The sequence below is a fragment of the Streptomyces sp. BHT-5-2 genome, assembly GCF_019774615.1.
Taxonomy (GTDB): domain Bacteria; phylum Actinomycetota; class Actinomycetes; order Streptomycetales; family Streptomycetaceae; genus Streptomyces.
The window spans coordinates 2,647,010-2,668,502 of sequence record NZ_CP081496.1; the positions used below are offsets into that span (position 1 = coordinate 2,647,010).

At 74.3% G+C, this 21,493-nt stretch carries 22 protein-coding genes; 15 read left to right on the forward strand and 7 right to left on the reverse strand.

The features are described 5' to 3' along the window. The first annotated feature begins 102 nt into the window (after positions 1 to 102). From K2224_RS11765 to K2224_RS11785, 5 genes are all read left to right on the forward strand, one after another. Positions 103 to 1,062 (forward strand): ABC transporter ATP-binding protein, encoded by a 960-nt coding sequence (locus tag K2224_RS11765; RefSeq protein ID WP_221906510.1) that lies wholly within the window; start codon positions 103 to 105, stop codon positions 1,060 to 1,062. After that, positions 1,059 to 1,796 carry an ABC transporter permease gene (locus K2224_RS11770; RefSeq protein WP_221906511.1) on the forward strand — a complete coding sequence of 246 codons (738 nt, stop codon included), beginning with the start codon at positions 1,059 to 1,061 and terminating at the stop codon, positions 1,794 to 1,796. The genes K2224_RS11765 and K2224_RS11770 overlap by 4 nt, the downstream gene beginning before the upstream one ends. Continuing rightward, positions 1,793 to 3,115, forward strand: a complete 1,323-nt coding sequence (locus K2224_RS11775; RefSeq protein ID WP_221906512.1) for a sensor histidine kinase — start codon at positions 1,793 to 1,795, stop codon at positions 3,113 to 3,115. The genes K2224_RS11770 and K2224_RS11775 overlap by 4 nt, the downstream gene beginning before the upstream one ends. 151 nt (positions 3,116 to 3,266) lie before the next feature. Then, a complete protein-coding gene (locus K2224_RS11780) occupies positions 3,267 to 3,872 on the forward strand; it encodes a response regulator transcription factor (protein ID WP_221906513.1) in 606 nt (201 codons plus the stop codon). A 186-nt stretch (positions 3,873 to 4,058) separates the two neighbouring features. Further along, on the forward strand, positions 4,059 to 5,180 hold the full coding sequence (locus K2224_RS11785; RefSeq protein ID WP_221906514.1) for a PP2C family protein-serine/threonine phosphatase: 1,122 nt from the start codon (positions 4,059 to 4,061) through the stop codon (positions 5,178 to 5,180). Positions 5,181 to 5,202: 22 nt separating this feature from the next. Here the strand turns inward: K2224_RS11785 and K2224_RS11790 are convergent, their stop codons facing one another. Beyond that, positions 5,203 to 6,135 (reverse strand): transglutaminase-like domain-containing protein, encoded by a 933-nt coding sequence (locus K2224_RS11790; protein WP_221906515.1) that lies wholly within the window; start codon positions 6,133 to 6,135, stop codon positions 5,203 to 5,205. 16 nt (positions 6,136 to 6,151) lie between these two features. Continuing rightward, entirely contained in the window at positions 6,152 to 7,210 is a 1,059-nt protein-coding gene (locus K2224_RS11795; protein WP_221906516.1) for a GNAT family N-acetyltransferase, read from the reverse strand. Positions 7,211 to 7,352: 142 nt separating this feature from the next. Here K2224_RS11795 and fdxA point away from each other — a divergent pair, with 142 nt between their 5' ends. Both fdxA and dapC read left to right on the forward strand, forming a co-directional pair. Further along, positions 7,353 to 7,679, forward strand: coding sequence for a ferredoxin (gene fdxA, locus K2224_RS11800; protein WP_016573354.1), 327 nt, complete (start codon positions 7,353 to 7,355; stop codon positions 7,677 to 7,679). A 191-nt stretch (positions 7,680 to 7,870) separates the two neighbouring features. Next, positions 7,871 to 8,989, forward strand: a complete 1,119-nt coding sequence (dapC, locus tag K2224_RS11805) for a succinyldiaminopimelate transaminase (RefSeq protein WP_313904770.1) — start codon at positions 7,871 to 7,873, stop codon at positions 8,987 to 8,989. Positions 8,990 to 9,058: 69 nt separating this feature from the next. On the opposite strand, the gene K2224_RS11810 is transcribed toward dapC, so the two are convergent. Both K2224_RS11810 and K2224_RS11815 read right to left on the reverse strand, forming a co-directional pair. Beyond that, positions 9,059 to 9,517 (reverse strand): ATP-binding protein, encoded by a 459-nt coding sequence (locus K2224_RS11810; RefSeq protein WP_221906517.1) that lies wholly within the window; start codon positions 9,515 to 9,517, stop codon positions 9,059 to 9,061. Between the two features lie 309 nt (positions 9,518 to 9,826). Continuing rightward, positions 9,827 to 10,762: a heavy metal transporter gene (locus K2224_RS11815; RefSeq protein ID WP_221906518.1), complete on the reverse strand. Its 936-nt coding sequence runs from the start codon at positions 10,760 to 10,762 to the stop codon at positions 9,827 to 9,829. A 42-nt stretch (positions 10,763 to 10,804) separates the two neighbouring features. Here K2224_RS11815 and dapE point away from each other — a divergent pair, with 42 nt between their 5' ends. Both dapE and K2224_RS11825 read left to right on the forward strand, forming a co-directional pair. Continuing rightward, on the forward strand, positions 10,805 to 11,893 hold the full coding sequence (gene dapE / locus K2224_RS11820; RefSeq protein WP_221906519.1) for a succinyl-diaminopimelate desuccinylase: 1,089 nt from the start codon (positions 10,805 to 10,807) through the stop codon (positions 11,891 to 11,893). Between the two features lie 105 nt (positions 11,894 to 11,998). Then, positions 11,999 to 12,751, forward strand: coding sequence for a TIGR00730 family Rossman fold protein (locus K2224_RS11825; protein ID WP_221906520.1), 753 nt, complete (start codon positions 11,999 to 12,001; stop codon positions 12,749 to 12,751). Positions 12,752 to 12,960: 209 nt separating this feature from the next. Here the strand turns inward: K2224_RS11825 and folP are convergent, their stop codons facing one another. Further along, positions 12,961 to 13,821 carry a dihydropteroate synthase gene (folP, locus tag K2224_RS11830; protein ID WP_221906521.1) on the reverse strand — a complete coding sequence of 287 codons (861 nt, stop codon included), beginning with the start codon at positions 13,819 to 13,821 and terminating at the stop codon, positions 12,961 to 12,963. Positions 13,822 to 13,916: 95 nt separating this feature from the next. Between folP and K2224_RS11835 the strand changes: the two genes are divergently transcribed. Then, on the forward strand, positions 13,917 to 14,396 hold the full coding sequence (locus tag K2224_RS11835; RefSeq protein WP_221906522.1) for a DivIVA domain-containing protein: 480 nt from the start codon (positions 13,917 to 13,919) through the stop codon (positions 14,394 to 14,396). Then, positions 14,393 to 14,998 (forward strand): DNA-3-methyladenine glycosylase I, encoded by a 606-nt coding sequence (locus K2224_RS11840; RefSeq protein WP_221906523.1) that lies wholly within the window; start codon positions 14,393 to 14,395, stop codon positions 14,996 to 14,998. The genes K2224_RS11835 and K2224_RS11840 overlap by 4 nt, the downstream gene beginning before the upstream one ends. Positions 14,999 to 15,026: 28 nt before the next feature. On the opposite strand, the gene K2224_RS11845 is transcribed toward K2224_RS11840, so the two are convergent. Then, a complete protein-coding gene (locus tag K2224_RS11845; RefSeq protein ID WP_221906524.1) occupies positions 15,027 to 15,827 on the reverse strand; it encodes an enoyl-CoA hydratase/isomerase family protein in 801 nt (266 codons plus the stop codon). 323 nt (positions 15,828 to 16,150) lie between these two features. Between K2224_RS11845 and K2224_RS11850 the strand changes: the two genes are divergently transcribed. After that, positions 16,151 to 16,318 (forward strand): DUF3117 domain-containing protein, encoded by a 168-nt coding sequence (locus tag K2224_RS11850; RefSeq protein WP_003985072.1) that lies wholly within the window; start codon positions 16,151 to 16,153, stop codon positions 16,316 to 16,318. A 216-nt stretch (positions 16,319 to 16,534) separates the two neighbouring features. On the opposite strand, the gene K2224_RS11855 is transcribed toward K2224_RS11850, so the two are convergent. Continuing rightward, on the reverse strand, positions 16,535 to 17,218 hold the full coding sequence (locus K2224_RS11855; RefSeq protein WP_221906525.1) for an O-methyltransferase: 684 nt from the start codon (positions 17,216 to 17,218) through the stop codon (positions 16,535 to 16,537). Between the two features lie 299 nt (positions 17,219 to 17,517). Between K2224_RS11855 and sigE the strand changes: the two genes are divergently transcribed. The 3 genes from sigE to K2224_RS11870 all read left to right on the forward strand — a co-directional run bounded on the left by sigE (position 17,518) and on the right by K2224_RS11870 (position 21,417). After that, the gene (sigE, locus tag K2224_RS11860; protein ID WP_221906526.1) at positions 17,518 to 18,219 is read left to right on the forward strand and encodes an RNA polymerase sigma factor SigE; all 702 of its coding nucleotides are present in this window, start codon (positions 17,518 to 17,520) and stop codon (positions 18,217 to 18,219) included. Continuing rightward, the gene (locus K2224_RS11865) at positions 18,216 to 19,160 is read left to right on the forward strand and encodes an anti-sigma factor (RefSeq protein WP_221906527.1); all 945 of its coding nucleotides are present in this window, start codon (positions 18,216 to 18,218) and stop codon (positions 19,158 to 19,160) included. Before sigE ends, K2224_RS11865 begins: the two co-directional genes overlap by 4 nt. A gap of 151 nt (positions 19,161 to 19,311) precedes the next feature. After that, a complete protein-coding gene (locus K2224_RS11870) occupies positions 19,312 to 21,417 on the forward strand; it encodes a S1C family serine protease (RefSeq protein WP_221906528.1) in 2,106 nt (701 codons plus the stop codon). Positions 21,418 to 21,493 lie beyond the last annotated feature (76 nt).

Consider the following 21,493-nt stretch of genomic DNA (forward strand, 5'->3'; position numbering starts at 1 on the left):
TCCGGGATTCCCCCTAGGGGGCCTCACCCATGACACCTGTCACCCGGAAATGCAGCCCGGCGACACTGCCGGACGGTCCGGCGATCAGCGAAGCTGAATGCCATGACGACGACAGCTACCACCCCAGCCACCACCGCGCAGGACGCGGGACGGGCCCCGGTGGTCAGCTTCCAGGGGGTCGGCAAGAGTTACGGCGCGGTGCGCGCGGTGGCCGATCTGCACCTGGAGCTGCACCCCGGCGAGACCGTCGCCCTCCTCGGCCCCAACGGCGCCGGCAAGTCCTCCACCCTCGACCTCCTCCTCGGCCTGCGCACCCCCGACACCGGCACGGTGTCCCTCTTCGGCACCACCCCGCAGCGCGCCATACAGCAGGGCAAGGTCGGCGCGATGCTCCAGAGCGGCGGCCTGATGGAGGGCGTCAAGGTCCGCGAGCTGGTCCGGCTCGCCCGCGATCTGCATCCGCGCGGCCATCCGGTCGACCAGATCCTCGCCGGCGCCGGGATCACCGACATCGCCGACCGCGTCGTCGGCAAGCTCTCCGGCGGCCAGGAGCAGCGGGTCCGGTTCGCCCTCGCCACCGCCGGCGCCAACGACCTCATCGTGCTGGACGAGCCCACCACCGGCATGGACGTCTCCTCCCGGCAGACCTTCTGGGGCACCATGCGCCGCCAGGCCGACGAGGGCCGCACGGTCCTCTTCGCCACGCACTACCTCGAAGAGGCCGACGAGATAGCCGACCGCGTCATCGTGCTGCACCGCGGCCGGGTGCTGGCCGACGGCACCTCCGCCGAGATCAAGGCCCGCGCCGGCGCCCGCCGGATCAGCTTCGACCTCGCCGGGCCCGCCGACCGCGCCGCCCTGGAGACGCTGCCGCACCTCACCACCCTGACGGTGTCGAACGCCGGCTCCGGGAGCACGGTCCGCATCCAGTCCCAGGACGCCGACGCGACCGTGCACGCCCTCTACGCCCTCGGCCTCTACCCGCACAACCTCGAAGTCTCCGGCCTCGGCCTGGAGCAGGCGTTCATCGCCATCACCACCGCCGAGGAGACGGACCGATGACCACTCTGATCAAGCTCGAGATCCTCCGCGCGCTGCGCAACAAGAAGTTCATGTTCTTCTCGGTGATCTACCCGCCGGCGCTCTACCTGATCATCGCCGGCGGCGCGGACCGCAAGCCGATCCCCGGCACCGGTCTCGACATGGGCCTGTACTACATGGTCTCGATGGCGGCGTTCGGCGCCATGACCGCCGTCCTGCTGGGCAACAGCGAGCGCATCGCCAAGGAGCGCGAGCAGGGCTGGGTGCGCCAGCTGCGGCTCACCGCGCTGCCCGGCCGCGGCTATGTCGCCGCCAAGATAGCCGCCGCGGCGACGGTCAGCCTGCCCTCGATCCTCCTGGTCATGATCGCCGCCGCGGCCGTCAAGGGCGTCCGCCTGGAAGCCTGGCAGTGGCTCGCCATCGCCGCCGGCACCTGGCTCGGCAGCTTCGTCTTCGCCGCCCTGGGCGTCGCCATCGGCTATCTGGCCAGCGGCGACGCGGTCCGCCCGGTCTCCATGCTCTGCTTCTTCGCGCTGGCCTTCCTCGGCGGCCTGTGGATGCCCATGACGCTGCTGCCGCAGTGGGTGCAGAACATCTCCGAGTGGCTCCCGACGCACGCGTACGCGGCGCTGGGCACCGCGGTTGAGGCCGGCGGCGCGCCCCACGTCAAGGACGTGGCGATCCTCCTCGGCTACCTCCTCGTCTTCGTGGGTGGTGCAGCCTGGCTCTATCGCAAGGACACTCGGAAGGCATGAGACCGGTGGAGACGAAGAGCGCACCCGACGACCGCAACCCGGTGCTGATCGGCCAGCGGCCGCGCAGCCGCCGCCAGGCCGCCGGCAAGTCGATGTGGATCGCCATCTGGCTGCTCTACCTCGCCGGCCCGGTGGGGGAGCTCAGCAGCCACGGCGCCGGCACCGCCCAGCGGGTCTGGGGCTTCACCGGCCTCGCGCTCTTCGTTCTCTCCTACGTCGCCCTGATCTTCCACCACATGTGGCGCCGGCAGCCCGGACCGCTGCAACGGTACGTCCCGCTGGTGGCGATGGTGGCGCTGTCCGTCGCGCTGACGTGGACCCTGGGCTTCTCCTGGCTGGTGCTGTTCATCTTCACCAGCGTGGCCTCCGCGGTGGTGCTGCCCTGGCGGCGCTCCCGCTGGGCCATCCCGCTGATCACCGCGCTGGTGATAGCCGTCGGCGCCCGCTATCCGGAGATACGCAACTACTACCTCTTCGCCTACGCCCTGCCTGCCCTCGGCAGCGGTTTCGTCATGATCGGCGTGCAGAACCTCGTCCGCACCACCCACGAGCTGCGCGCCGCCCGGGAGGAGGTCGCCCGCCTCGCCGCCAACGACGAGCGGCTGCGCCTCGCCCGCGATCTGCACGACCTCCTGGGCCACTCGCTCTCCCTGATAACCCTCAAGAGCGAGCTGGCCGGCCGGATGCTGCCAGGGCGCCCCGAGGACGCCGCCCAACAGGTCGCCGACATCGAGCAGGTCAGCCGCCAGGCCCTGGTCGACGTCCGGGAGGCGGTCACCGGCTACCGCCGTCCCCGCCTCGCCGTCGAGCTGGCCGGTGCCCGCGTCGCGCTGCGCACCGCCGGCATCGCCCTCACCGTCGACCCGGCCCTGGAGGACGAGCCGCACGGGCTGACCGCCGACACCGAGGGCGCGCTGGCCTGGGCGCTGCGCGAGGCGGTCACCAACGTCGTCCGGCACAGCGGCGCCCGCCGCTGCGAACTGCTGCTCACCGAGGAATGGGCGGCCGACGACCGCCACTACCTCTGCCTCACGGTGAACGACGACGGCAACGGCCCGCTCCGCACCCAGCACGACGGCAACGGCCTCAACGGCCTCCGCGAGCGCCTGGCCCTCACCGACGGCCGCCTGGAGACCGGCCAGGCACCCGGCTCCCACGGCTTCGCCCTGCGCGCCTACGTCCCCCGGCACACCCCCGCCCCCACCCCCGCCCCGGACGCCCCCGCCCCCATGCCGAACACCTCCCCGCAACCGGTGAACGGCCCGGCCCAGGCCCTGTCGGCGAACTCCCGCCTGCCGTCCGGCCCGCCCTCCGGGTGAACGGCGGGGGTTTGACGACCGGACCTAGACCACCCCCAGGGCACACCGGCTGAGCGAAGGCCCCGTCTGCGGCACCGGGACCCGCCCCGGGCCTCTGCGTTGTCCCCAGGCGCCGGCCCCCTGTCCCCCATCAGGCCGTATGCTGGCCCGCATGATCCGACTGCTGCTGGCAGAGGACCAGTCGATGGTCCGGGAGGCGCTGGCGGCGCTGTTGTCCCTGGAGGACGATCTGGAGGTCGTCGCCCAGGCGGCGCGTGGCGACGAGGTCGTCGCCCAGGCGCGGGCCCACCAGGTCGACGTCGCGCTGCTGGACATCGAGATGCCGGGCATGAGCGGCCTGGACGCCGCGGCCCGGCTGCGCGGCGAGCTGCCCGGCGTGAAGATCGTCATCCTCACCACCTTCGGCCGCCCCGGCTATCTGCGCCGGGCCATGGAGGCGGGCGCGGACGCGTTCCTGGTCAAGGACGCCCCGGCGGCCCGGCTCGCGGACGCGGTGCGCCGGGTACTGCGCGGCGAGCGGGTCATCGACCCGGCGCTGGCGGCCGCCGCGCTGGCCGACGGGGCCAACCCGCTGACCGAGCGCGAGCACGAGGTCCTGTTGGCCGCCGCCGACGGTTCCACCAACGCCGAGATCGGCGCCGCCCTCGGCCTGTCCGCGGGCACGGTCCGCAACTACCTCTCGCTCGCCATCCAGAAGACCGGCGCCCGCAACCGCGCCGAGGCGGTCCGCACCGCCCGCGACAAGGGCTGGCTCTAGAGCGTCCCCGCGAAGCCCCGCCCAGGGCTCGCCCCACCCGCCACCGCGCCCCGCCCCGAAGCCCCGGCCACCGGTCCCCGCCCGGCCGTCCCACCGCAGCCGCCCCCACCCGGGACCTCCGTCCGCCCCCGCCCGGACCTTCGCCCCTGTGCGCGCTCGTGGAACGTCCCGCAGGCTTGAAGTGTCATGTCGGCCCCGCACCCCACCGAGGGCGGCCTGCTCGCCCCGGTACTGCTGATCCTCGCCATCCTGGTCGTCGCGACGCTGGACGCCACGACCGGCCCCGAGCTGCACATCTCCGGCTTCATGGGGATCGCCCCGCTGGTCGCCGCGCTGCGCTGCTCCTACCGCCGCACGCTGCTGGTGGCGGTGGTCTACGTCGTCGTCCTCACCTACGTCGATCTGTTGACGGTGCCCGACTGGGCCCCGGCGAGCCGGGTCGTCGGTGTCTTCGGGGCGTTCCTGGTGGGCGTCTTCGCCCTGGTGCTGTGCCGCACCCGGCTCCAGCGCGAGGCGCTGCACGCCCGCACCAGCCTGGTGGCCGACACCATGCAGCGGGCGATGCTGCGCGAACTGCCGCTGCGCGCCGGGACGCTGGAGGCGTACGGCTTCTATGTGTCCGCCCAGGAGGGCGCCCGGGTCGGCGGCGACATCTACGAGGCCGTCGACACCCCGCACGGGCTGCGGCTGCTGATCGGCGATGTCCAGGGCAAGGGCATGCCGGCGATCGGCGCGGGCCTGGAGGTGCTGGCGTCCTTCCGGGAGGCGGCGCAGTACCAGGACTCGCTGGAGGGCGTGGCCGGCCGGATGGAGCAGGCGCTGACCCGCTACAACACCCGCTCCGCCGAGGAGGGCACCGACGAGCGCTTCGTCACCGCGCTGCTGCTGGAGGTCCGCGCCCCCGGCCGGGCCCGGGTCCTGTCCTGCGGCCACATCCCGTACTACCTGGTGCGCGACGGCCTCGTCCACGAGCGGTCGGACGGTGAGGGCGCGCTCCCGCTGGGGCTGGGCGGGCTCAACCGCGAGCCGCGCCGCAGCGTCCTGGTCCGCCCGCAGCCCGGCGACTGGGCGGTGCTGTGCACGGACGGCGTCACCGAGGCCCGCGGTGGCGACGGCCGCTTCTACCCCCTGGCCGAGCGGATCGCCGCCCGGGTCGATCTGGAGCCCGCCGACCTGGCCCGCGCCCTCCGCGCCGACCTGGAGGACTTCACCGGCGGCCGGCTGAAGGACGACGCCACGCTGCTGGTCGTCCGGCGCACCCCGGCGGAGGCGGTCGCCGCGGCACCGGTCCGTTCCGCGGCGGCCTGACCCGCCGCGCGCCGCAGCGTCCTCAGTTCAGCCGGGCCCGGGCCGCCCCGGCCTCCCGGCGCAGCGCGGTCGCGGCCGCCGGCTGGACCGGCTCCAGCACCCGCGCGTACTCCTCCAGCTCCGCCGCCCCGTCCAGGAACTCGCCCCGCTGGACGAGGAGTTGGGCCCGCTCGTGGCGCAGCCGCGCAGGATGGCTCGGCAGCAGCAGCGACAGGTCCAGCGCCCACAGATGGACCGCGCTGTGCTCCGGGCGTGCCTGGGCCCAGGCCCGGATGTTGTTGAGGATCCGCTGGACGATCTCCAGCGGGCCGGCCGGGACCAGCATCCCCGGGGCCAGCGCCTCACCCGTCGCGCCCGCGACGAGCATCGCCGCGTCCTGGTTGCTGAGCAGCCGCCCGCCCGCGAACGGATCGGCCAGCACATGCCCGCCGGCCGCCCGGCCACCGCCCCCGGACGACGTGCGGTGGGCCCCTGCGACATCCGGCCCGGCCGGGTCCCCGAAGCCGACGACGAAGTGCCCCGGCAGCGCCACCCCGTACACCGGCGCCCCGGCCCGCCGGGCGACCTCCATCCAGACCACCGACAGCAGGATCGGCAGTCCGTGCCGCCGCCGCAGCACCTCGTGCAGCAGCGAGGACTCCAGCCTGCGGTAGTCGCCGGGCGAACCGCCGAAGCCCTCCCGGGTGCCCAGCAGTTCCGCGAGGTTGCGCGCCCAGGCACCGGGGCCGCCGGCAGGGGAGTAGGGGAGCAGCCCGGCCAGCCGGTCCAGTTCGATCTGGGCCGCGTCGATCCCGGCCCGGTCCAGCGCCGGATCGGCCTCGGCGCAGATCAGCAGGCACAGCAGCGCGAGATCGGGCCGCTCCTCGCGGGCCGCGGCCGCGAACTCCCGCCGCCGCTCCTCGCGCGCCGCGTCCCGCTCGGGCCCCGGTTCGCCGCGTTCCGCTCGCTCGCCCATACCGGACCGATACCCCTCAGGCCCCGGCCGGGCCGCGTCGGTAGTGATAGCCGTGGTGCTCGACGAACCCCAGCCCGTCGTACAGCGCGAGGGCGCCGGCGTTGTCCGCCTCGACCTGGAGGTACGCCGCCGAGGCGCCCTCCTCCAGGGCCCGCTCGGCGAGTGCCGCCATCACCAGTGTCGCCAGCCCCGCGCGCCGCCGCCCGGCGGCGGTCTCCACCGCCGCGAAGCCCGCCCAGCGCCCGTCGACGACCAGCCGCCCGATCGCCGCGGTGCCGCCGTCCGGCGCCGGCACCCGCGCGAACCACACCGAGGGCCCGCCGGTCAGCACCGCCGACGCCGCCGCCGTGGGCGTGCCGGTCCGGTTGTACAGACCCAGCCAGCCGGCGTCCGGCCGCCGGGAGAGAAGCACGGCCGACGTGTCCGTATCGGTGTCCGCGAGCGGCGCCAGGGCCGCGATCCGCACGGAGGTGTGCGCCTCGTCGGACCAGCCGCGGGCGGCCAGTTCCGCGGCCAGCCGCTCGTCGGCGTCCGGCCGCCCGGTGGCGACGGTCAGCAGAGGGGGCAGCCCGCGCTCGGCGTACCACCGGGTGACACGGTCCAGTGCCTCGTCCAACGGGAGCCCGGGATCGCCGACCGCCAGCACCGAGTTGGCGCGGCGGGTGAATCCCGCCCGGCGCCCGGCCACCGCCTCTCCCGGCCCCGCTCCGCCCGGCGACTCCTGGACGGACGCCCGCAGGATCCACCCCCCGAGGCGCTCCGCCTCGATGGCCGGCCACCCGCGGGCCGCGACCTCCTGGAGCTCGCGGACGGTGGCCGCCGGGACCTTGCGACGGGCTGGTGCAGCCGGCACGACCTTGGCCGCCACCAGCGCGGACTCCTCGATCCGCACCACTTCGCCGCCCCGCCGTGTGATGCTCAGCACACCGCTGTTCCATGATGTGAGAACACCGACCGCGTCCGTGAAAGCCGGCTCCCCGGTCGGGGCCCCGGTGAGACGCCGGACGGATACCCTTTTGCCCACATCGGCATGGGTGATCCGGACTTCCGCGCGCCCTCCGGAGAGGAATTCCATCGCCCTCTAACCGCCCCTCTTGTTCGTCTCGTGCCCGGGAACGGAGATACTAGGTGGCGGGCATCGACGACGCCGCGCTCCCGCGCGCCCAGCGGCGGTACCGCAGATCGGGCCGCCGGCCCTACTGAGGAGGAACGACAGCGTGACCTACGTCATCGCGCAGCCTTGTGTCGACGTCAAGGACAAGGCATGCATCGAGGAGTGCCCCGTCGACTGCATCTACGAGGGCTCCCGGTCCTTGTACATCCACCCGGACGAATGCGTCGACTGTGGTGCCTGCGAGCCGGTCTGCCCGGTTGAGGCGATCTTCTACGAGGACGACACCCCGGAGGAGTGGAAGGACTACTACAAGGCGAACGTGGAGTTCTTCGACGAGCTCGGTTCCCCGGGTGGTGCCAGCAAGCTCGGCCTGATCGAGCGCGACCACCCGTTCATCGCCGCGCTGCCGCCGCAGAACCAGGACCACTGACACCGCCCGGAGGACGGACGGGAGCCGGCCCGCTCCCCCCTGCCTCCGAGGCCGCCGGGGACCGCCCCGGCATGAGCTGGGGAAGGTCGCACGGCGCCGCCCGGTCCCGTACGGCCCACCCGCCGTACGGGACCGCGGCGTTTTCGCGCGCCGACGTCCTCCGCGCCACTCCGTACGAGAAAGAGAGCACCGTGGGCGCAGTCTCCTCCCGCCACCCGTCCCTGCGCGACCGCCTTCCGGCCTTTCCCTGGGACCGCCTGGAGCCGTACAAGGCGACCGCCGCCGCGCACCCGGACGGCATCGTCGACCTCTCCGTCGGCACCCCCGTCGACCCGGTCCCCGCGCTGGTCCAGCGGGCCCTGATCGACGCGGCGGACAGCCCGGGCTATCCGACGGTGTGGGGCACCACGGCCCTGCGGGACGCGCTCACCGGCTGGGGCGCCGACCGCCTCGGCGCCCCCGGCCTGCAGCACACCAACGTGCTCCCGGTCGTCGGCTCCAAGGAACTGGTCGCCTGGCTGCCGACCCAGTTGGGCCTCGGCGCCGGCGACAAGGTGGCCTACCCGCGCCTGGCCTACCCCACCTACGAGGTGGGCGCCCGTCTGGCCGGCGCCGAGCCGGTCGTCTACGACGAGCCGACCGAGCTGGACCCGGCCGGCCTGAAGCTGCTCTGGCTCAACTCCCCGTCCAACCCCACCGGCCGGGTGCTCACCGTCGACGAGCTGCGCCGCACCGTCGCCTGGGCCCGCGAGCACGGCGTCCTGGTCTTCAGCGACGAGTGCTACCTCGAACTGGGCTGGGAGGCCGACCCGGTCTCCGTACTGCACCCGGACGTCTGCGGCGGCTCCTACGACGGCATCGTCGCCGTCCACTCGCTGTCCAAGCGCTCCAACCTCGCCGGCTACCGCTCCGCGTTCCTGCTGGGCGACGCCGCGGTCCTCGACGACCTGCTGCAGATCCGCAAGCACGGCGGCATGATGACCGCCGCGCCCGTCCAGGCCGCCACCGTCGCGGCGCTGGGCGACACCGCGCACGTCGCCGAGCAGCGCGAGCGCTACGCCCGCCGGCGCACCGCGCTGCGCACCGCCTTCGAGGCCGCGGGCTTCCGCATCGAGCACAGCGAGGCGTCCCTCTACCTCTGGGCGACCCGCGACGAGCCCTGCTGGGACACCGTCGGCGACCTCGCCAAGCGCGGCATCCTGGTCGCCCCGGGCGACTTCTACGGCGCCGCGGGCGAGCACTTCGTCCGGATCGCCTTCACCGCCACCGACGAGCGGGTGGCCGCCGCGGTGCACCGCCTGGCCGACTGAGCCGCCGAGCCGCTCCCACGCGCGGGGCCCGGGGAGGACAGCTCCCCGGGCCCCGTCGCGTGCGGTGGGTCAGTGGCCGATCGGCAGCCCGCCGATCAGGCCGTGCAGCGGCGTGTGCGCCTCCTGGGGCGCGCCGGCCAGCCGCCTGACGGCCTCGGTGGCCACCGAGTTGGTGGAGATGCCCTTCCGCGCCACCGGGCGGGCCGCGGCCTCCGCCCTGCGGGCGGTCTCCTGGGTGAGCGGCGCGGCCTCCTCGACGACCGGAGCGAGCGTCCGCACCAGCGCCGGCGCCAGGCCCTCCGCGGCCTCGGCACCGGTCCTGTTGACCAGCCCGACGCCGTTCCGAGCGGTGCTGTCCACGGTCTTGCTGGTGTTCGCGGAGTCCAGGGTGGTCACGCCGCCCAGCTCGTTGCCCGTGGGCGGCAGGGACACTGCGCTGGCGGTTCCGGCCGCCGCGACCACGGGAGCGGTGCCCGCCGCGACCAGCAGGGCGGCTCGGGCGATCCGACGCGTAACGGGGAGGGACATGGTGCTCCTTTTACGGAGAAGAACTCGTACTTCTGACAGATGTGCCATGTCCGCCGGGCGGACGGACGCCCTGAATACCGCGTCAGGTGCCCGAAGGTTTCGGTGGAATGCGGTAAAGAATTGGCAACGCGTCACATAATCTGCCCGGGATAAGTACGAGCAATATGCATGCGCGCCGAAGCCGTGCGGAAAGGTCACAGCCCGTTAAACGCACGGGAATTGGCCGAGGATACGGCCGCAACCAGGTGAAAAGCCTGAACGGAAAAGGGGATTGCCGCGCGCAGGCCCCAAGTGGACCGAGTCGAAGCGCTACTTGGCCGTGACGATCGTCACCGAAGGGGACGCGTCCCCGGACGCCGCCGGGCCCTGCCAGCCCTTGTCCGAGTCGGCCGCCGTCCACGTCCGCCCCGCATAGGAGATCCGGTCGATGTGCAGATCGGCGGCGTGCGCCAGCGCCCAGTTCGCCAGCCGCCAACCGCGCTCCGCCGCCTCGCCCGGGGCCGTCGCGCCGTAGCCGTCCACCGGCACCGGCACCGTCAGGCTGCGCCCGGGCCGGGCCCCGCGCCCCCCGGCCGCCGCCGTCCGCGGCAGCACCGACGCCCCGAACTCCCGCACCAGCTTCTCCCGCACCTTCCCCGCGCCGTCCGGCCCGGCATCGTCCACGGGATGGCTCACCGTGCAGCTCAGCGCGTCCCCGTTCCGCCCGGTCAGCGCCCCCGTGAGCAGCGCCGCATTCGCCTCGTGCTTGGCGTACGCCTGCGGATAGCCGCTGCGCTGCACCTTCTGCGCGGCGACCGTCAGCGGCAGCCGGGAATAGCCGGGGACCTTCACCAGGTGGCGGTAGAACTCCCCGGACGAATAGACCGGGTCCATGATCTGCTGCACGGTGCCCCAGTCCTGCGACGGCCGCTGCTGGAACAGGCCCACCGAATCCCGGTCGCCGAAATTGATGTTGCGCAGTCCGGATTCCTGCATGGCGGTCGCCAGCGCGATCGTCACCGCCCGCTCCGGCAGCCCGCGCGAGGCCGCCACCGCCGAGATCGTCGCGGCGTTCGCCGCCTGCTCGGGCGTGAGTTCGTAGGGATCCCCGCCGCCCTGGACGCGCACCGAGCAGCGCGGCGCGCCCGGTCCACTGGTGACGTACTGCACCAGGAGATACGCGACCACCCCGAGAAGGACGGCGAGTGCCGCGGCGATGCGCCACAGGCGGGCGCGGCGGGCGGGGGAAACGGGCTGGGCGGACACGCAGCACAACGTACCCGAGGGCCGGCGGATAGGGTCGGCCTCATGGAGCGCTCCACTCACCCCCGCCTTGACCTGTCGCTGGACGCCGCCGCGCTGACCGCGCAGCTCGTCGACTTCCCGTCCGAGAGCGGCAACGAGAAGGACCTCGCCGACGCCGTCGAGGACGCCCTGCGCGCCCTGCCGCACCTGACCGTCGACCGGTACGGCAACAACGTCGTCGCCCGCACGCGGCTCGGCCGCGCCGAGCGGGTGGTGCTCGCCGGCCACCTCGACACCGTGCCGATCGCCGACAACGTCCCCTCCCGGCTCGACGGGGACGGCGTCCTGTGGGGCTGCGGCACCTGCGACATGAAGTCCGGGGTCGCCGTCCAGCTCCGGATGGCCGCCACCGTCCCCGCGCCCAACCGGGACCTGACCTTCGTCTTCTACGACAACGAAGAGGTCGCCGCGCACCTCAACGGCCTCGGCCACCTCGCCGACGCCCACCCCGACTGGCTCGCGGGCGACTTCGCCGTCCTCCTGGAGCCCTCCGACGGCGAGGTGGAGGGCGGCTGCCAGGGCACCCTCCGGGTCCTGCTGCGCACCCGCGGCGAGCGCGCCCACTCCGCGCGCAGCTGGATGGGCGCCAACGCCGTCCACGCCGCCGCCCCCATCCTGGCGAAGCTCGCCGCCTACGAGCCGCGCCGCCCGGTCATCGACGGTCTGGAATACCGCGAGGGCCTCAACGCCGTCCGCGTCGAGGGCGGGGTCGCGGGCAACGTCATCCCCGACGAGTGCACCGTCACCGTCAACTTCCGCTACGCGCCCGACCGGACCCCGGAGGAGGCGCTGGCGCACGTCCGGGAGGTCTTCGCGGACTGCCCCGTCGAGGAGTTCGTCGTCGACGACCACTCCCCGGGGGCGCTGCCCGGGCTGTCCCACCCGGCGGCGCGGGCGTTCATGGCGGCGGTCGGCGGCAGCGCCAAGCCCAAGTTCGGCTGGACCGACGTCTCCCGCTTCAGCGCCCTCGGCGTCCCGGCCGTCAACTACGGACCCGGTGACGCCCTGCTCGCGCACAAGAAGGACGAGCGGGTCGCGGTCGAGCGCGTCCTGCACTGCGAAGAGCGGCTGCGGGCCTGGCTGACCGCCTGACCGTCCCGTCGCGGTCCCCTGGTCCACCCGGCGAATTCCCTTCCGCTTCACGGCGGCGGATCTAGGCTGAAGTGGCAAACGATCTGTCAGCGGAGGGAGCACGTCATGGCCAATCCCGAGGGAGCGTACAGCCCGGAGGAGCAGCGGCTGGGTCCCGTACTGCGCCGGCACGACCAGGTGCAGACCGGTACGACGACGGACCAGCGGCTGCTGGATTCCGAGGGCCCCTCCGAGTGGGTGCACACCGATCCCTGGCGCGTGATGCGGATCCAGTCGGAGTTCGTGGAGGGCTTCGGTGCGCTGGCCGAGCTGGGCCCGGCCGTCAGCGTCTTCGGCTCGGCCCGCACCCCGCGCGGCACGGCGGAGTACGACGCCGGCGTGCGGATCGGCGCGGCGCTGGTCAAGGCCGGCTTCTCGGTGATCACCGGCGGCGGCCCCGGGGCCATGGAGGCCGCCAACAAGGGCGCCTTCGAGGCCGGCGGCACCTCCGTGGGGCTCGGCATCGAGCTGCCCTTCGAGCAGGGCATGAACGCGTACGTGAACCTCGGGGTCGACTTCCGCTACTTCTTCGTCCGGAAGACCTGTTTTGTGAAGTACGCCCGCGGGTTCGTCGTCCTCCCCGGCGGACTCGGCACCCTCGACGAGCTCTTCGAGGCGCTGACCCTCGTCCAGACCCGCAAGGTCACCCGCTTCCCGATCGTGCTGTTCGGCTCCGACTACTGGAGCGGGCTGCTCGCCTGGCTCCGCGAGGCGGTGGTCGCCGAGGGCAAGGCGTCCCCGCACGACCTGGAGCTGTTCCACCTCAGCGACGACGTGGACGAGGCCATCGCACTGGTGACGAAGGAGGTCGGGATCTAGGGCCCGTCCGACCCCGACCCCGATCTCGACCACCGGACACACCCCGGGGCCGGCCCGCCGCGGCGACAGCGGGAATACCCGCCCCCGCCCGGCCCGTTGTGGCCCCGCAGGGGGCGCGCACGACCCCTACGGGATCCGTTCGCCCGCCCCCTGGGGGCTCCGCGGCCCGCCCGCCCCGCCCCCGTGGCCCCGGCCCGCGCGGGAAGGTCCTACGCCAGCCCGCGCCGGGCCACCGCCGGCGGCCGGTGACCGGCGATCGAGGCCACCATGTCCACCACCTGCCGGGTCTCGGCGACCTCGTGGACGCGGTAGACCTGGGCGCCGAGCCAGGCGGAGACCGCGGTCGTCGCCAGAGTGCCCAGCACCCGCTCCTTGACCGGCCTGTCCAGCGTCTCGCCGACGAAGTCCTTGTTGGACAGCGAGACCAGCACCGGCCACCCGGTCTCCGCCATCTCGCCCAGCCGCCGGGTCGCCTCCAGGCTGTGCCGGGTGTTCTTCCCGAAGTCGTGCCCCGGGTCGATCAGGATCCCGTCCCGCCGGACGCCCGACGCGACGGCCCGCTCGGCCAGTCCGAGGGTGACCCGCAGGATGTCGGCCATCACGTCGTCGTACACCACCCGGTGCGGCCGGGTACGCGGTTCGGCACCGCCCGCGTGCGTGCACACCAGGCCCGCGCCGTACCGCGCGGCGACCTCGGCGAGCCGCGGATCGACCCCGCCCCAGGCGTCGTTGAGCAGATCCGCGCCCGCCTCGCACACCGCCTCGGCGACCTCGTGCCGCCAGGTGTCGACGCTGATCACCACGTCGGGATGGCGGCGGCGGACCTCGGCGACGAAGCCGACCGTGCGCCGGGCCTCCTCCTCGGCGCTCACCTCCTCGCCCGGGCCGGCCTTGACACCGCCGACGTCGATGATCGCGGCGCCCTCGGCGATCGCCTGTTCCACCCGGTCCAGCGCGGGCTCGTCGCGGAAGGTCGCGCCCTGGTCGTAGAACGAGTCCGGCGTCCTGTTGACGATCGCCATGATCACCGGCTCATGGGCCCCGAACTCGCGTTTTCCCAGCCGCAGCATTCCCTTGACTCCCTCTCCGTGGTTCGGGAGCGACCCTAACTGTCGGACCCGCGTGGCACGATCGGAGCAGGCACCACAAGTCCGGGGAGTTGGTCGTGTTCTGGTTCATGCTGATCGCGCTGGTCGTGGTGGTGGCTGCGGTCACGCTGGTCGTCGTCGGCGGAGGAGACGCCGGCGGGGAGGGCGGCGGGCTGCGCGACGCCGAGCCCCCGGGGCTCCACGACCCGCTGCCCCAGGACCGCCCACTGGCCCGGGCCGACGTCGAGTCCGTCCGGCTGCCGGTGACCGTCCGCGGCTACCGCATGGACGACGTCGACGACGTCCTGGACCGCCTCGGTGCCGAGCTCGCCGAGCGGGACGCCCGGATCGCCGAGCTGGAGGCCGCGCTGGCCGGTGCCAACGCCGCGGCGATCGGCGGGCCGGGCCTCATAGAGGACACCCCGCCGGCCCCGCCCGCCTCCGGACCGGCCGCGGCGCCGGGCGCACCGGGCGGCGCCGCGGGGACCGGCGGCCCGGAAGCCCCCGGGCGGGGAGACGCCCGCGCACCGCGCGGAGAAGGTGAGGAGCAGGCATGAGCACAGTGGTGACGGCGCCCGACGGCGTCCCGCGCTGCCCGTGGGGCATGGAGTCGGAGCAGATGGCGGACTACCGCTTCTACCACGACACCGAGTGGGGCCGGCCGGTCCACGGCGACGACGCGCTCTTCGAGCGGATGAGCCTGGAGGCGTTCCAGTCGGGGCTGTCCTGGATCACCATCCTGCGCCGCCGCGAGGGCTTCCGCGCCGCGTTCGCCGGCTTCCGCATCGCCGAGGTGGCGCGGTTCACCGACGAGGACGCCGAGCGGCTGCTCGTCGACACCGCCATCATCCGCAACCGCGCCAAGATCAGCGCGACGCTCTCCAACGCCCGGGTCGCCGCCGAGCTGTCCCCCGGCGAGCTCGACGCGCTGATCTGGTCCTACGCCCCGACGCGGACCGGCCGCCCGGCGCCGCGCACCACCGGCGACCTCCAGCCGGTGACGCCGGAGTCCACCGCCCTCGCCAAGGACCTCAAGAAGCGCGGCTTCCGGTTCGTCGGCCCCACCACCGCCTACGCCATGATGCAGGCGTGCGGCCTGGTCAACGACCATCTCGCGGGCTGCCATGTGCGGGCCGAGGTGGAGGAGGCGGCCGCCTGACCGCCGGCCCGGCCGCCGCGCGCCGGGATCACCGCCCCAGGAAGACCGGCTTCTCCTTCTTGACGAACGCCTCCACGGCGCGGTGGTGGTCCTCCGAGGCCCCGGCCCGGACCTGCAGCTCGTCCTCCTTCTCCAGGGTCTCGGCGAGCGAGTGCCCGGCGCCGTGGGCCAGCGACTCCTTGATCGCGGCGTACGCGGCGGTCGGCCCCTCCGCCAGCCGGCGGGCCACCGCCGCCGCCTCCGTGGCCAGTTCGTCGGCCGGTACGACCCTGTTGGCGATGCCCAGTTCCAGGGCCTCCTGGGCGCCGACCGAGCGCGGGAAGAGCAGCAGGTCGGCGGCCCGGCCGTGGCCGATCAGCCGCGGCAGCGTCCAGGACATCCCGGAGTCCGCGGTCAGCGCCACCCCCGCGAACGAGGTGTTGAAGGACGCGGTGTCGGCGACGACGCGGTAGTCGGCGGCCAGCGCGAAGCCCGCCCCGGCGCCCGCGGCGACCCCGTTGACCCCGGCCACCACCGGCTTGGGCATCCCGGCCAGCGCCGTGACGATGGGGTTGTAGTGCTCCCGGACGGTGTTCATGGTGCGGCCCGCGCCCGTCTCGCGGTCCTCGGCCAGCAGTCCGATGTGCTCCTTGAGGTCCTGCCCGACGCAGAAGGCGCGCCCGGTGGCGGTCAGCAGCAGCGCCCGCACGGCCGGGTCGGCGGCCGCCTCCCGCAGGACGTCCCGGAGGGCGACCTTCGCCTCCGTGTTCATCGCGTTCATCGCGTCGGGGCGGTTGAGAGTGACCGTCGCCAGTCCGTCGGTCACGTCGTAGAGCACGGTGTCGGCCATAGTGGAGTCCCCTCCGTCGCGGCTCTGGACTGCCCGGCAGCGGCAGCCCGCGCCCAGGATGCCGGAGATCATCCGCGGTGGGCATGTGACGTACGTCAAAGAAAGCGGCCGCCCCGGGCGGGGGAGAGTGGCGCAGTATCGCAGCCCGCTCCCCGAATTGGGTGGGTTTGCGGGAGCGCGTTGCCAAAGGGATGCCCCCTGATGTTGGTCATCGGGTCGTTCGATGCGGGATAATGGCCTGGAAGCAATGTGTTCGACGCCGGTGACACGCGCCTATCCAGGCCGTCGGCTGAGATGAGCTGGTTTCAGGAAGGGGAACGAGCATGGCGGCCATGAAGCCGCGGACGGGCGACGGCCCGCTCGAGGTGACCAAGGAGGGGCGGGGCATCGTCATGCGCGTTCCGCTCGAAGGCGGCGGTCGGCTCGTCGTCGAGCTGACCCCCGACGAGGCCAAGGCCCTGGGTGAGGCCCTGGAAAAGGTCACCGTCTGACGAGGGCGGAGAAACCGCTGCGGTCCTCCGGGGTCCCCGCCCCGGTAGCTCCAGCCGGACACCCCGGCCCCGGCACGCGGCACGCCGATCGACGGCGCGCCGCGTGCCGGGGCCGTTTCGCGTACGTGCGCACGGGCGCGGCCGGGTGCTCCGGCAGGGGCGGGCCGTGCACCCAGGGCCCGTGCATCCGGGCCCGTGCGCCCCGGCCGGGCGGGCTCAGGCGCGCTTGACCGCGCAGAGCAGCCCGTCGCCGACCGGCAGCAGGGCGGGCACCAGCGCGCTGCTCTCCCGTACGGCCCGCAGCAGCTCGCGGACCCGCAGCACCTCCGCCGGCTGCTCCGCGGAGTCGACCGTCCGGCCGTCGGTGAAGACGCCCTGGAAGCAGACCAGGCCGCCGGGGCGCAACAGACGCAACGATTCAGCGAGGTACTCCAGGCACTCCAGGAGGTCGCCGTCGCAGAAGACGAGGTCGTAGCCGCCGTCCGCCAGGCGCGGCAGGACGTCCAGGGCCCGGCCGGGAATGAAGCGGGCGCGGTTGCCGGCGAAGCCCGCGGCGCGGAACGCCTGCTTGGCGAAGACCTGGCGCTCCGGTTCGAGGTCCACGGTGGTCAGCACGCCGTCCGGGCGCATGCCGTGCAGGAGGTAGATGCCCGACACCCCCGTGCCGGTGCCGATCTCGGCGACGGCCTTGGCGTCGGCGGTGGCGGCCAGCATCCGCAGGGCCGCGCCGGTGCCGGCGCCCACCGCGCGGACCCCGAGCTCCCGGGCGCGGTCGCGGCACCAGAGCAGGGCGGAGTGGGCGTCGTCGTCGATGGTCCCGGCGCCGTACGCCTCGGCGAATGCCAAGCTCGTCTGCCGGTTGCCGGTAATGGCCCTCTCCTGTCCCCGTAGTTGACGCAACCGTGACTGTATCCGCTGCGCGCGGGAACCCGCAGATGGGACCGGGCGTTAGGAGAGGGCAGGGGGAGAGACGGGGGGACGCACCGGTGGATACCGCGCAAGAGGCCGCGAGAGAGCCGCGGCGGGACGAGAAGTCGAACCAAATGCTGGTCAAAACTGCTTATCCGGAGCTAACGGGCGAGGTGGATATGGTAGGGGCTCTACTGGACACCACCAGAGCCACCAGGGGAGGTGCGGCTGCGGCGGGTGACCGAAGGGTGCGCAGGCGCTTGCGACGGTCGTTCGCCGGGCCGAAATCCGTGACCAACACCGCTGACCGATTCCGCCCTCACGGCCCCAAGGCCAGGGGAGGGGCCCCCATCGCCGACGCGCCCACCGCGACCTTCGCCGCCGACGCGGACGCGCAGGCGTGGTCTCCTCCCACCTGGGAGGAGATTGTCAGCACGCACAGCGCGCGGGTCTACCGCCTCGCCTACCGCCTCACCGGCAATCAGCACGACGCCGAGGACCTCACGCAGGAGGTGTTCGTCCGCGTCTTCCGCTCGTTGTCGACGTACACCCCCGGCACCTTCGAGGGCTGGCTGCACCGGATCACCACCAATCTCTTCCTGGACATGGTCCGCCGCCGCCAGCGCATCCGCTTCGACGCGCTCGGTGACGACGCCGCCGAGAAGCTCCCCAGCCGGGAGCCCGCGCCCCAGCAGCAGTTCGACGACACCCACTTCGACGCCGACGTGCAGCACGCGCTGGACACCCTCGCGCCCGAGTTCCGCGCCGCCGTGGTGCTCTGCGACATCGAGGGCCTGTCGTACGAGGAGATCGCCGCGACCCTCGGCGTCAAGCTCGGTACGGTCCGCAGCCGCATCCACCGCGGCCGGTCCCACCTGCGCAAGGCGCTCAAGCACCGCTCGCCGGAGGCCCGGGCCGAGGAGCGTCGGGAGCAGCAGCAGGAGCGGCGGACCCTGGCCGTGGTGCCCGGTAGGGAGGTCGGAATCGCGTGAGCGACAGTGGCGGTCCGTCCCCCGCCGAGCAGCATCTCGGCGACCGCCTGGCGGCCCTGGTCGACGGTGAACTGGGGCACGACGCACGCGAGCGGGTGCTGGCGCACCTCGCCACGTGCGGGAAGTGCAAGGCGGAGGCCGACGCGCAGCGTCGGTTGAAGAACGTGTTCGCGCAGGCGCTGCCCCCCGGGCCCTCCGAGGGGCTGCTGGCGCGTCTGCAGCAGCTGCCCGGCGGCGAGTCCGGCGGTCCCGGCAGCCGGTTGGGCAACGGCACCTTCGGTCGCGGCGAGTTCGCCCGCGGCGACGGTGCGTTCGGCTATGTCCCCGCGGAGCGGCATCTCGGCGGCGCCATGGCCGTCTCCGCGCCGCCCCGGGCGCGCGGCTTCCGGGTGCAGGAGCCGGAGCGCGGTGCATCGCAGCGGCGCCGGCTGGCGTTCGCGGCGGCCGGCGCGGTCTCGCTGGCGGCGTTCGCGCTCGGCGGAGCCCTCCCGCTGGAGGCGGCCGTCGACGTCCCCGGCCCCCGTGCCGAGGGCAGCGGCACCGCCGTCACCCCGCTCGGCGCCGGTCCCGCGGCGGGCCCCCGCGCGCTCTCCGGCGACGACGGCTTCCTGACGACGCGTGAGCCGCGTCCCGAGTCCTGGCCCGCCGCCGGCGGCCCGACGGGTGCCCCCGCGCCCAGCCCGATGTCGCTGTTCGCGCCCGGTGAGAGCCGCCCGTCGGACGCGGTCCCGGCCTTCAGCCCGGCACCCGGCCGCTTCGGCCTCTCGCCGCTGATCGCCGCCACCGGCGCGGAGGCCGCGTTCCGCTTCGCCCCGCTGTCCGTCGCGAGCGGCAACGCCCCGGTCCGCCGCACCCCGCCGCCGCTGCCGCCCCTGGAGCCGATGCGGCCGCTGCTCGGCTCGTCGGCCCCCACCGGCCCGGCCGCCTCCGGTCCGCACTGACCGGCCCTGCGCATCTCCGCCCGGAACTGGTTGAATCCCTTCTCGGGCGGCGCGCCCCTGCCCAGGGGCGCGTGCCGCACGGGCCTGTCGCGGGACAGGCTCCAGGTGGCGGTGGCCCGCGCAGGGCCGCGGGCGAATTGTTGGGGAGAACATGGACGACGCGAAGGCCGCCGGGCCCAAGCTGAAGTGGTGGAGCCGTCCGGAGCAGGCTCCGGCACCCGGGCAGCCCGCCGGGGCGGCGGCCGCGGCCCCGGAGCCCGACACGTCCGGGACGGAGACGTCGGGCGACTGGGTCGTCCGCCCGCCGCGGCCGGCGCCCGACGCGGCCCCGGAGCCCGCGGCCGACGCGACCGCGCCGGCCGGGGAGTTCCCGGACCCCCGTGCCGTCCGGGAGACCGACTCGGGCGACGACCCCCGGGGAGCCCGGGACGCCGGCAGCACCGGGGATGCCCACGACGGCGGTCACGGCGCGGGCGGCGAGCACACCGGCGACAGCGGACACGACGGCGTTGACACCCAAGTGGGCGGCACCGCCCGTGAGTTGGCCGACGCAGCGACCGGGATGTCCGACGCGCCCGCCGCCGCAGACGACACCACGGCAGCCACCCCCGCCCTTGCTCCCGCCCCCACCGAACGCTCCGCCGCGACCATGACGCTGGGACAGGTCCCGGCCGACGCCACCGCGGCAGCCGGCACAGCGCCGCAGGCCGCACCGGCCGATGCCGCGCCCCCCGCCCCGTCCGGTGGCCGGGCGCCCCGGCAGCAGCCGCTGCACCCCGAGGACCCGTACGGCACGCCGCCGTACGGCGGTCCCGGTCCGTGGGCGCCGGCTCCCCCGGTGCAGGCACCGTTCCCCACGCCCTCGCATCAGGTCGAGCAGGGGAGCCCCCTTGCACCGGAGCGGCCCACGGGCGGCTTCGTCCCGCACCCGGGCGACGGCGGGCCCCGCCCCGCGCCCCCGGCGGCTCCCGGCGCGGGCGCCGTTCCCCCGGCGCTCGAAGCGGCGCGCGCCGCGGAGGCCCCCGTCACCCGCGCGGCCTTCGCCCCGCCGCCCCCCACCGCGCCCGGCGCATGGCAGCAGTACGACCCCTGGAGCGCGCCCCGGCCCGCCGGTCCGGCGGCCGCGCACCCGCCCCGGCGGCGCGGCCGGCGCCCGGCCCTGGTGGCCGGTGCCGTCGCGCTGGCGCTGCTGGCGGGCGGTGTCGGCGGGGTGGTCGGCGCGTACGTCGAGCGGTACGGCGGCATCGACGACATCCGGCTGCCGCAGGTCGCCGGCGACGGTGGCGGCCGCAGCCCGGAGAGCGTCGCCGGGATCGCCCGGGCGGTGCTGCCCGGCGTGGTGACCCTGCACGTCCGCGGCAACGCCGAGCAGGGCACCGGCACCGGCTTCGTGCTCGACCGGAAGGGCCACATCCTCACCAACAACCACGTCGTCGAACCGGCCGGGACCGGCGGCGAGATATCGGTGACCTTCAGCGGCGGGCAGAGCGCGCGGGCCAAGGTCGTCGGGCGGGACGGCGGTTACGACCTCGCGGTGGTGCAGGTCGAGGGCGTCAGCGGGCTGCACCCGCTCACCCTCGGCGATTCGGACGCGGCGCAGGTCGGCGACCCGGTGGTGGCCATCGGCGCGCCCTACGACCTCGCCAACACCGTCACGTCCGGGATCATCAGCGCCAAGCAGCGGCCGATCACCGCGGGCGGCAAGAAGGGCGACGGCAGCGATGTCTCGTACGTCGACGCGCTGCAGACCGACGCACCCATCAACCCCGGTAATTCGGGCGGCCCGCTGGTGGACGCCAAGGCCCGGGTGATCGGGATCAACAGCGCGATCCGGGCGGCCGACAGCGGCACCGGGGGCCTCGACGGCGGCGGCCAGGGCGGTTCCATCGGGCTGGGCTTCGCGATACCGATCAACCAGGCGAAGTGGGTGGCCGAGGAGCTGATCAACACCGGCCGGGCCGCCCACCCGGTCATCGGCGTCACGCTGGAGATGGAGTACGACGGCGACGGCGCCAAGGTCAGCGGGGACGGCCGGACCGGTGCGCAGCCGGTCACGCCCGGCGGTCCGGGGGCCAGGGCGGGCCTCCGGCCGGGCGATGTGATCACCCAGGTGGACGGGGCGCCGGTGCACAGCGGCGAGGAGCTGATCATCAAGGTCCGCGGCCACCGGCCGGGTGACACGCTCACGCTGACGGTCCAGCGGGGCGGCGCGGAGCGGTCCGTCCGGTTGACACTGGGTTCCTCGGGCGGGAGCTGATCGTTTGTACGGTGTTGGCACGGGCGACTCCCGCCCGGCGCCCGGGGCCAGGTACCGTGATAGGTGGCCTTGGCCC

Coding starts and splice junctions, on each gene's coding strand:
- K2224_RS11765 (WP_221906510.1), top strand. CDS start 103: ATGACGACGACAGCTACCACCCCAGCCACCACCGCGCAGGACGCGGGA.
- K2224_RS11770 (WP_221906511.1), top strand. CDS start 1,059: ATGACCACTCTGATCAAGCTCGAGATCCTCCGCGCGCTGCGCAACAAG.
- K2224_RS11775 (WP_221906512.1), top strand. CDS start 1,793: ATGAGACCGGTGGAGACGAAGAGCGCACCCGACGACCGCAACCCGGTG.
- K2224_RS11780 (WP_221906513.1), top strand. CDS start 3,267: ATGATCCGACTGCTGCTGGCAGAGGACCAGTCGATGGTCCGGGAGGCG.
- K2224_RS11785 (WP_221906514.1), top strand. CDS start 4,059: ATGTCGGCCCCGCACCCCACCGAGGGCGGCCTGCTCGCCCCGGTACTG.
- K2224_RS11790 (WP_221906515.1), bottom strand. CDS start 6,135: ATGGGCGAGCGAGCGGAACGCGGCGAACCGGGGCCCGAGCGGGACGCG.
- K2224_RS11795 (WP_221906516.1), bottom strand. CDS start 7,210: ATGGAATTCCTCTCCGGAGGGCGCGCGGAAGTCCGGATCACCCATGCC.
- K2224_RS11810 (WP_221906517.1), bottom strand. CDS start 9,517: ATGTCCCTCCCCGTTACGCGTCGGATCGCCCGAGCCGCCCTGCTGGTC.
- dapE (WP_221906519.1), top strand. CDS start 10,805: ATGGAGCGCTCCACTCACCCCCGCCTTGACCTGTCGCTGGACGCCGCC.
- K2224_RS11825 (WP_221906520.1), top strand. CDS start 11,999: ATGGCCAATCCCGAGGGAGCGTACAGCCCGGAGGAGCAGCGGCTGGGT.
- folP (WP_221906521.1), bottom strand. CDS start 13,821: ATGCTGCGGCTGGGAAAACGCGAGTTCGGGGCCCATGAGCCGGTGATC.
- K2224_RS11840 (WP_221906523.1), top strand. CDS start 14,393: ATGAGCACAGTGGTGACGGCGCCCGACGGCGTCCCGCGCTGCCCGTGG.
- K2224_RS11845 (WP_221906524.1), bottom strand. CDS start 15,827: ATGGCCGACACCGTGCTCTACGACGTGACCGACGGACTGGCGACGGTC.
- K2224_RS11850 (WP_003985072.1), top strand. CDS start 16,151: ATGGCGGCCATGAAGCCGCGGACGGGCGACGGCCCGCTCGAGGTGACC.
- K2224_RS11870 (WP_221906528.1), top strand. CDS start 19,312: ATGGACGACGCGAAGGCCGCCGGGCCCAAGCTGAAGTGGTGGAGCCGT.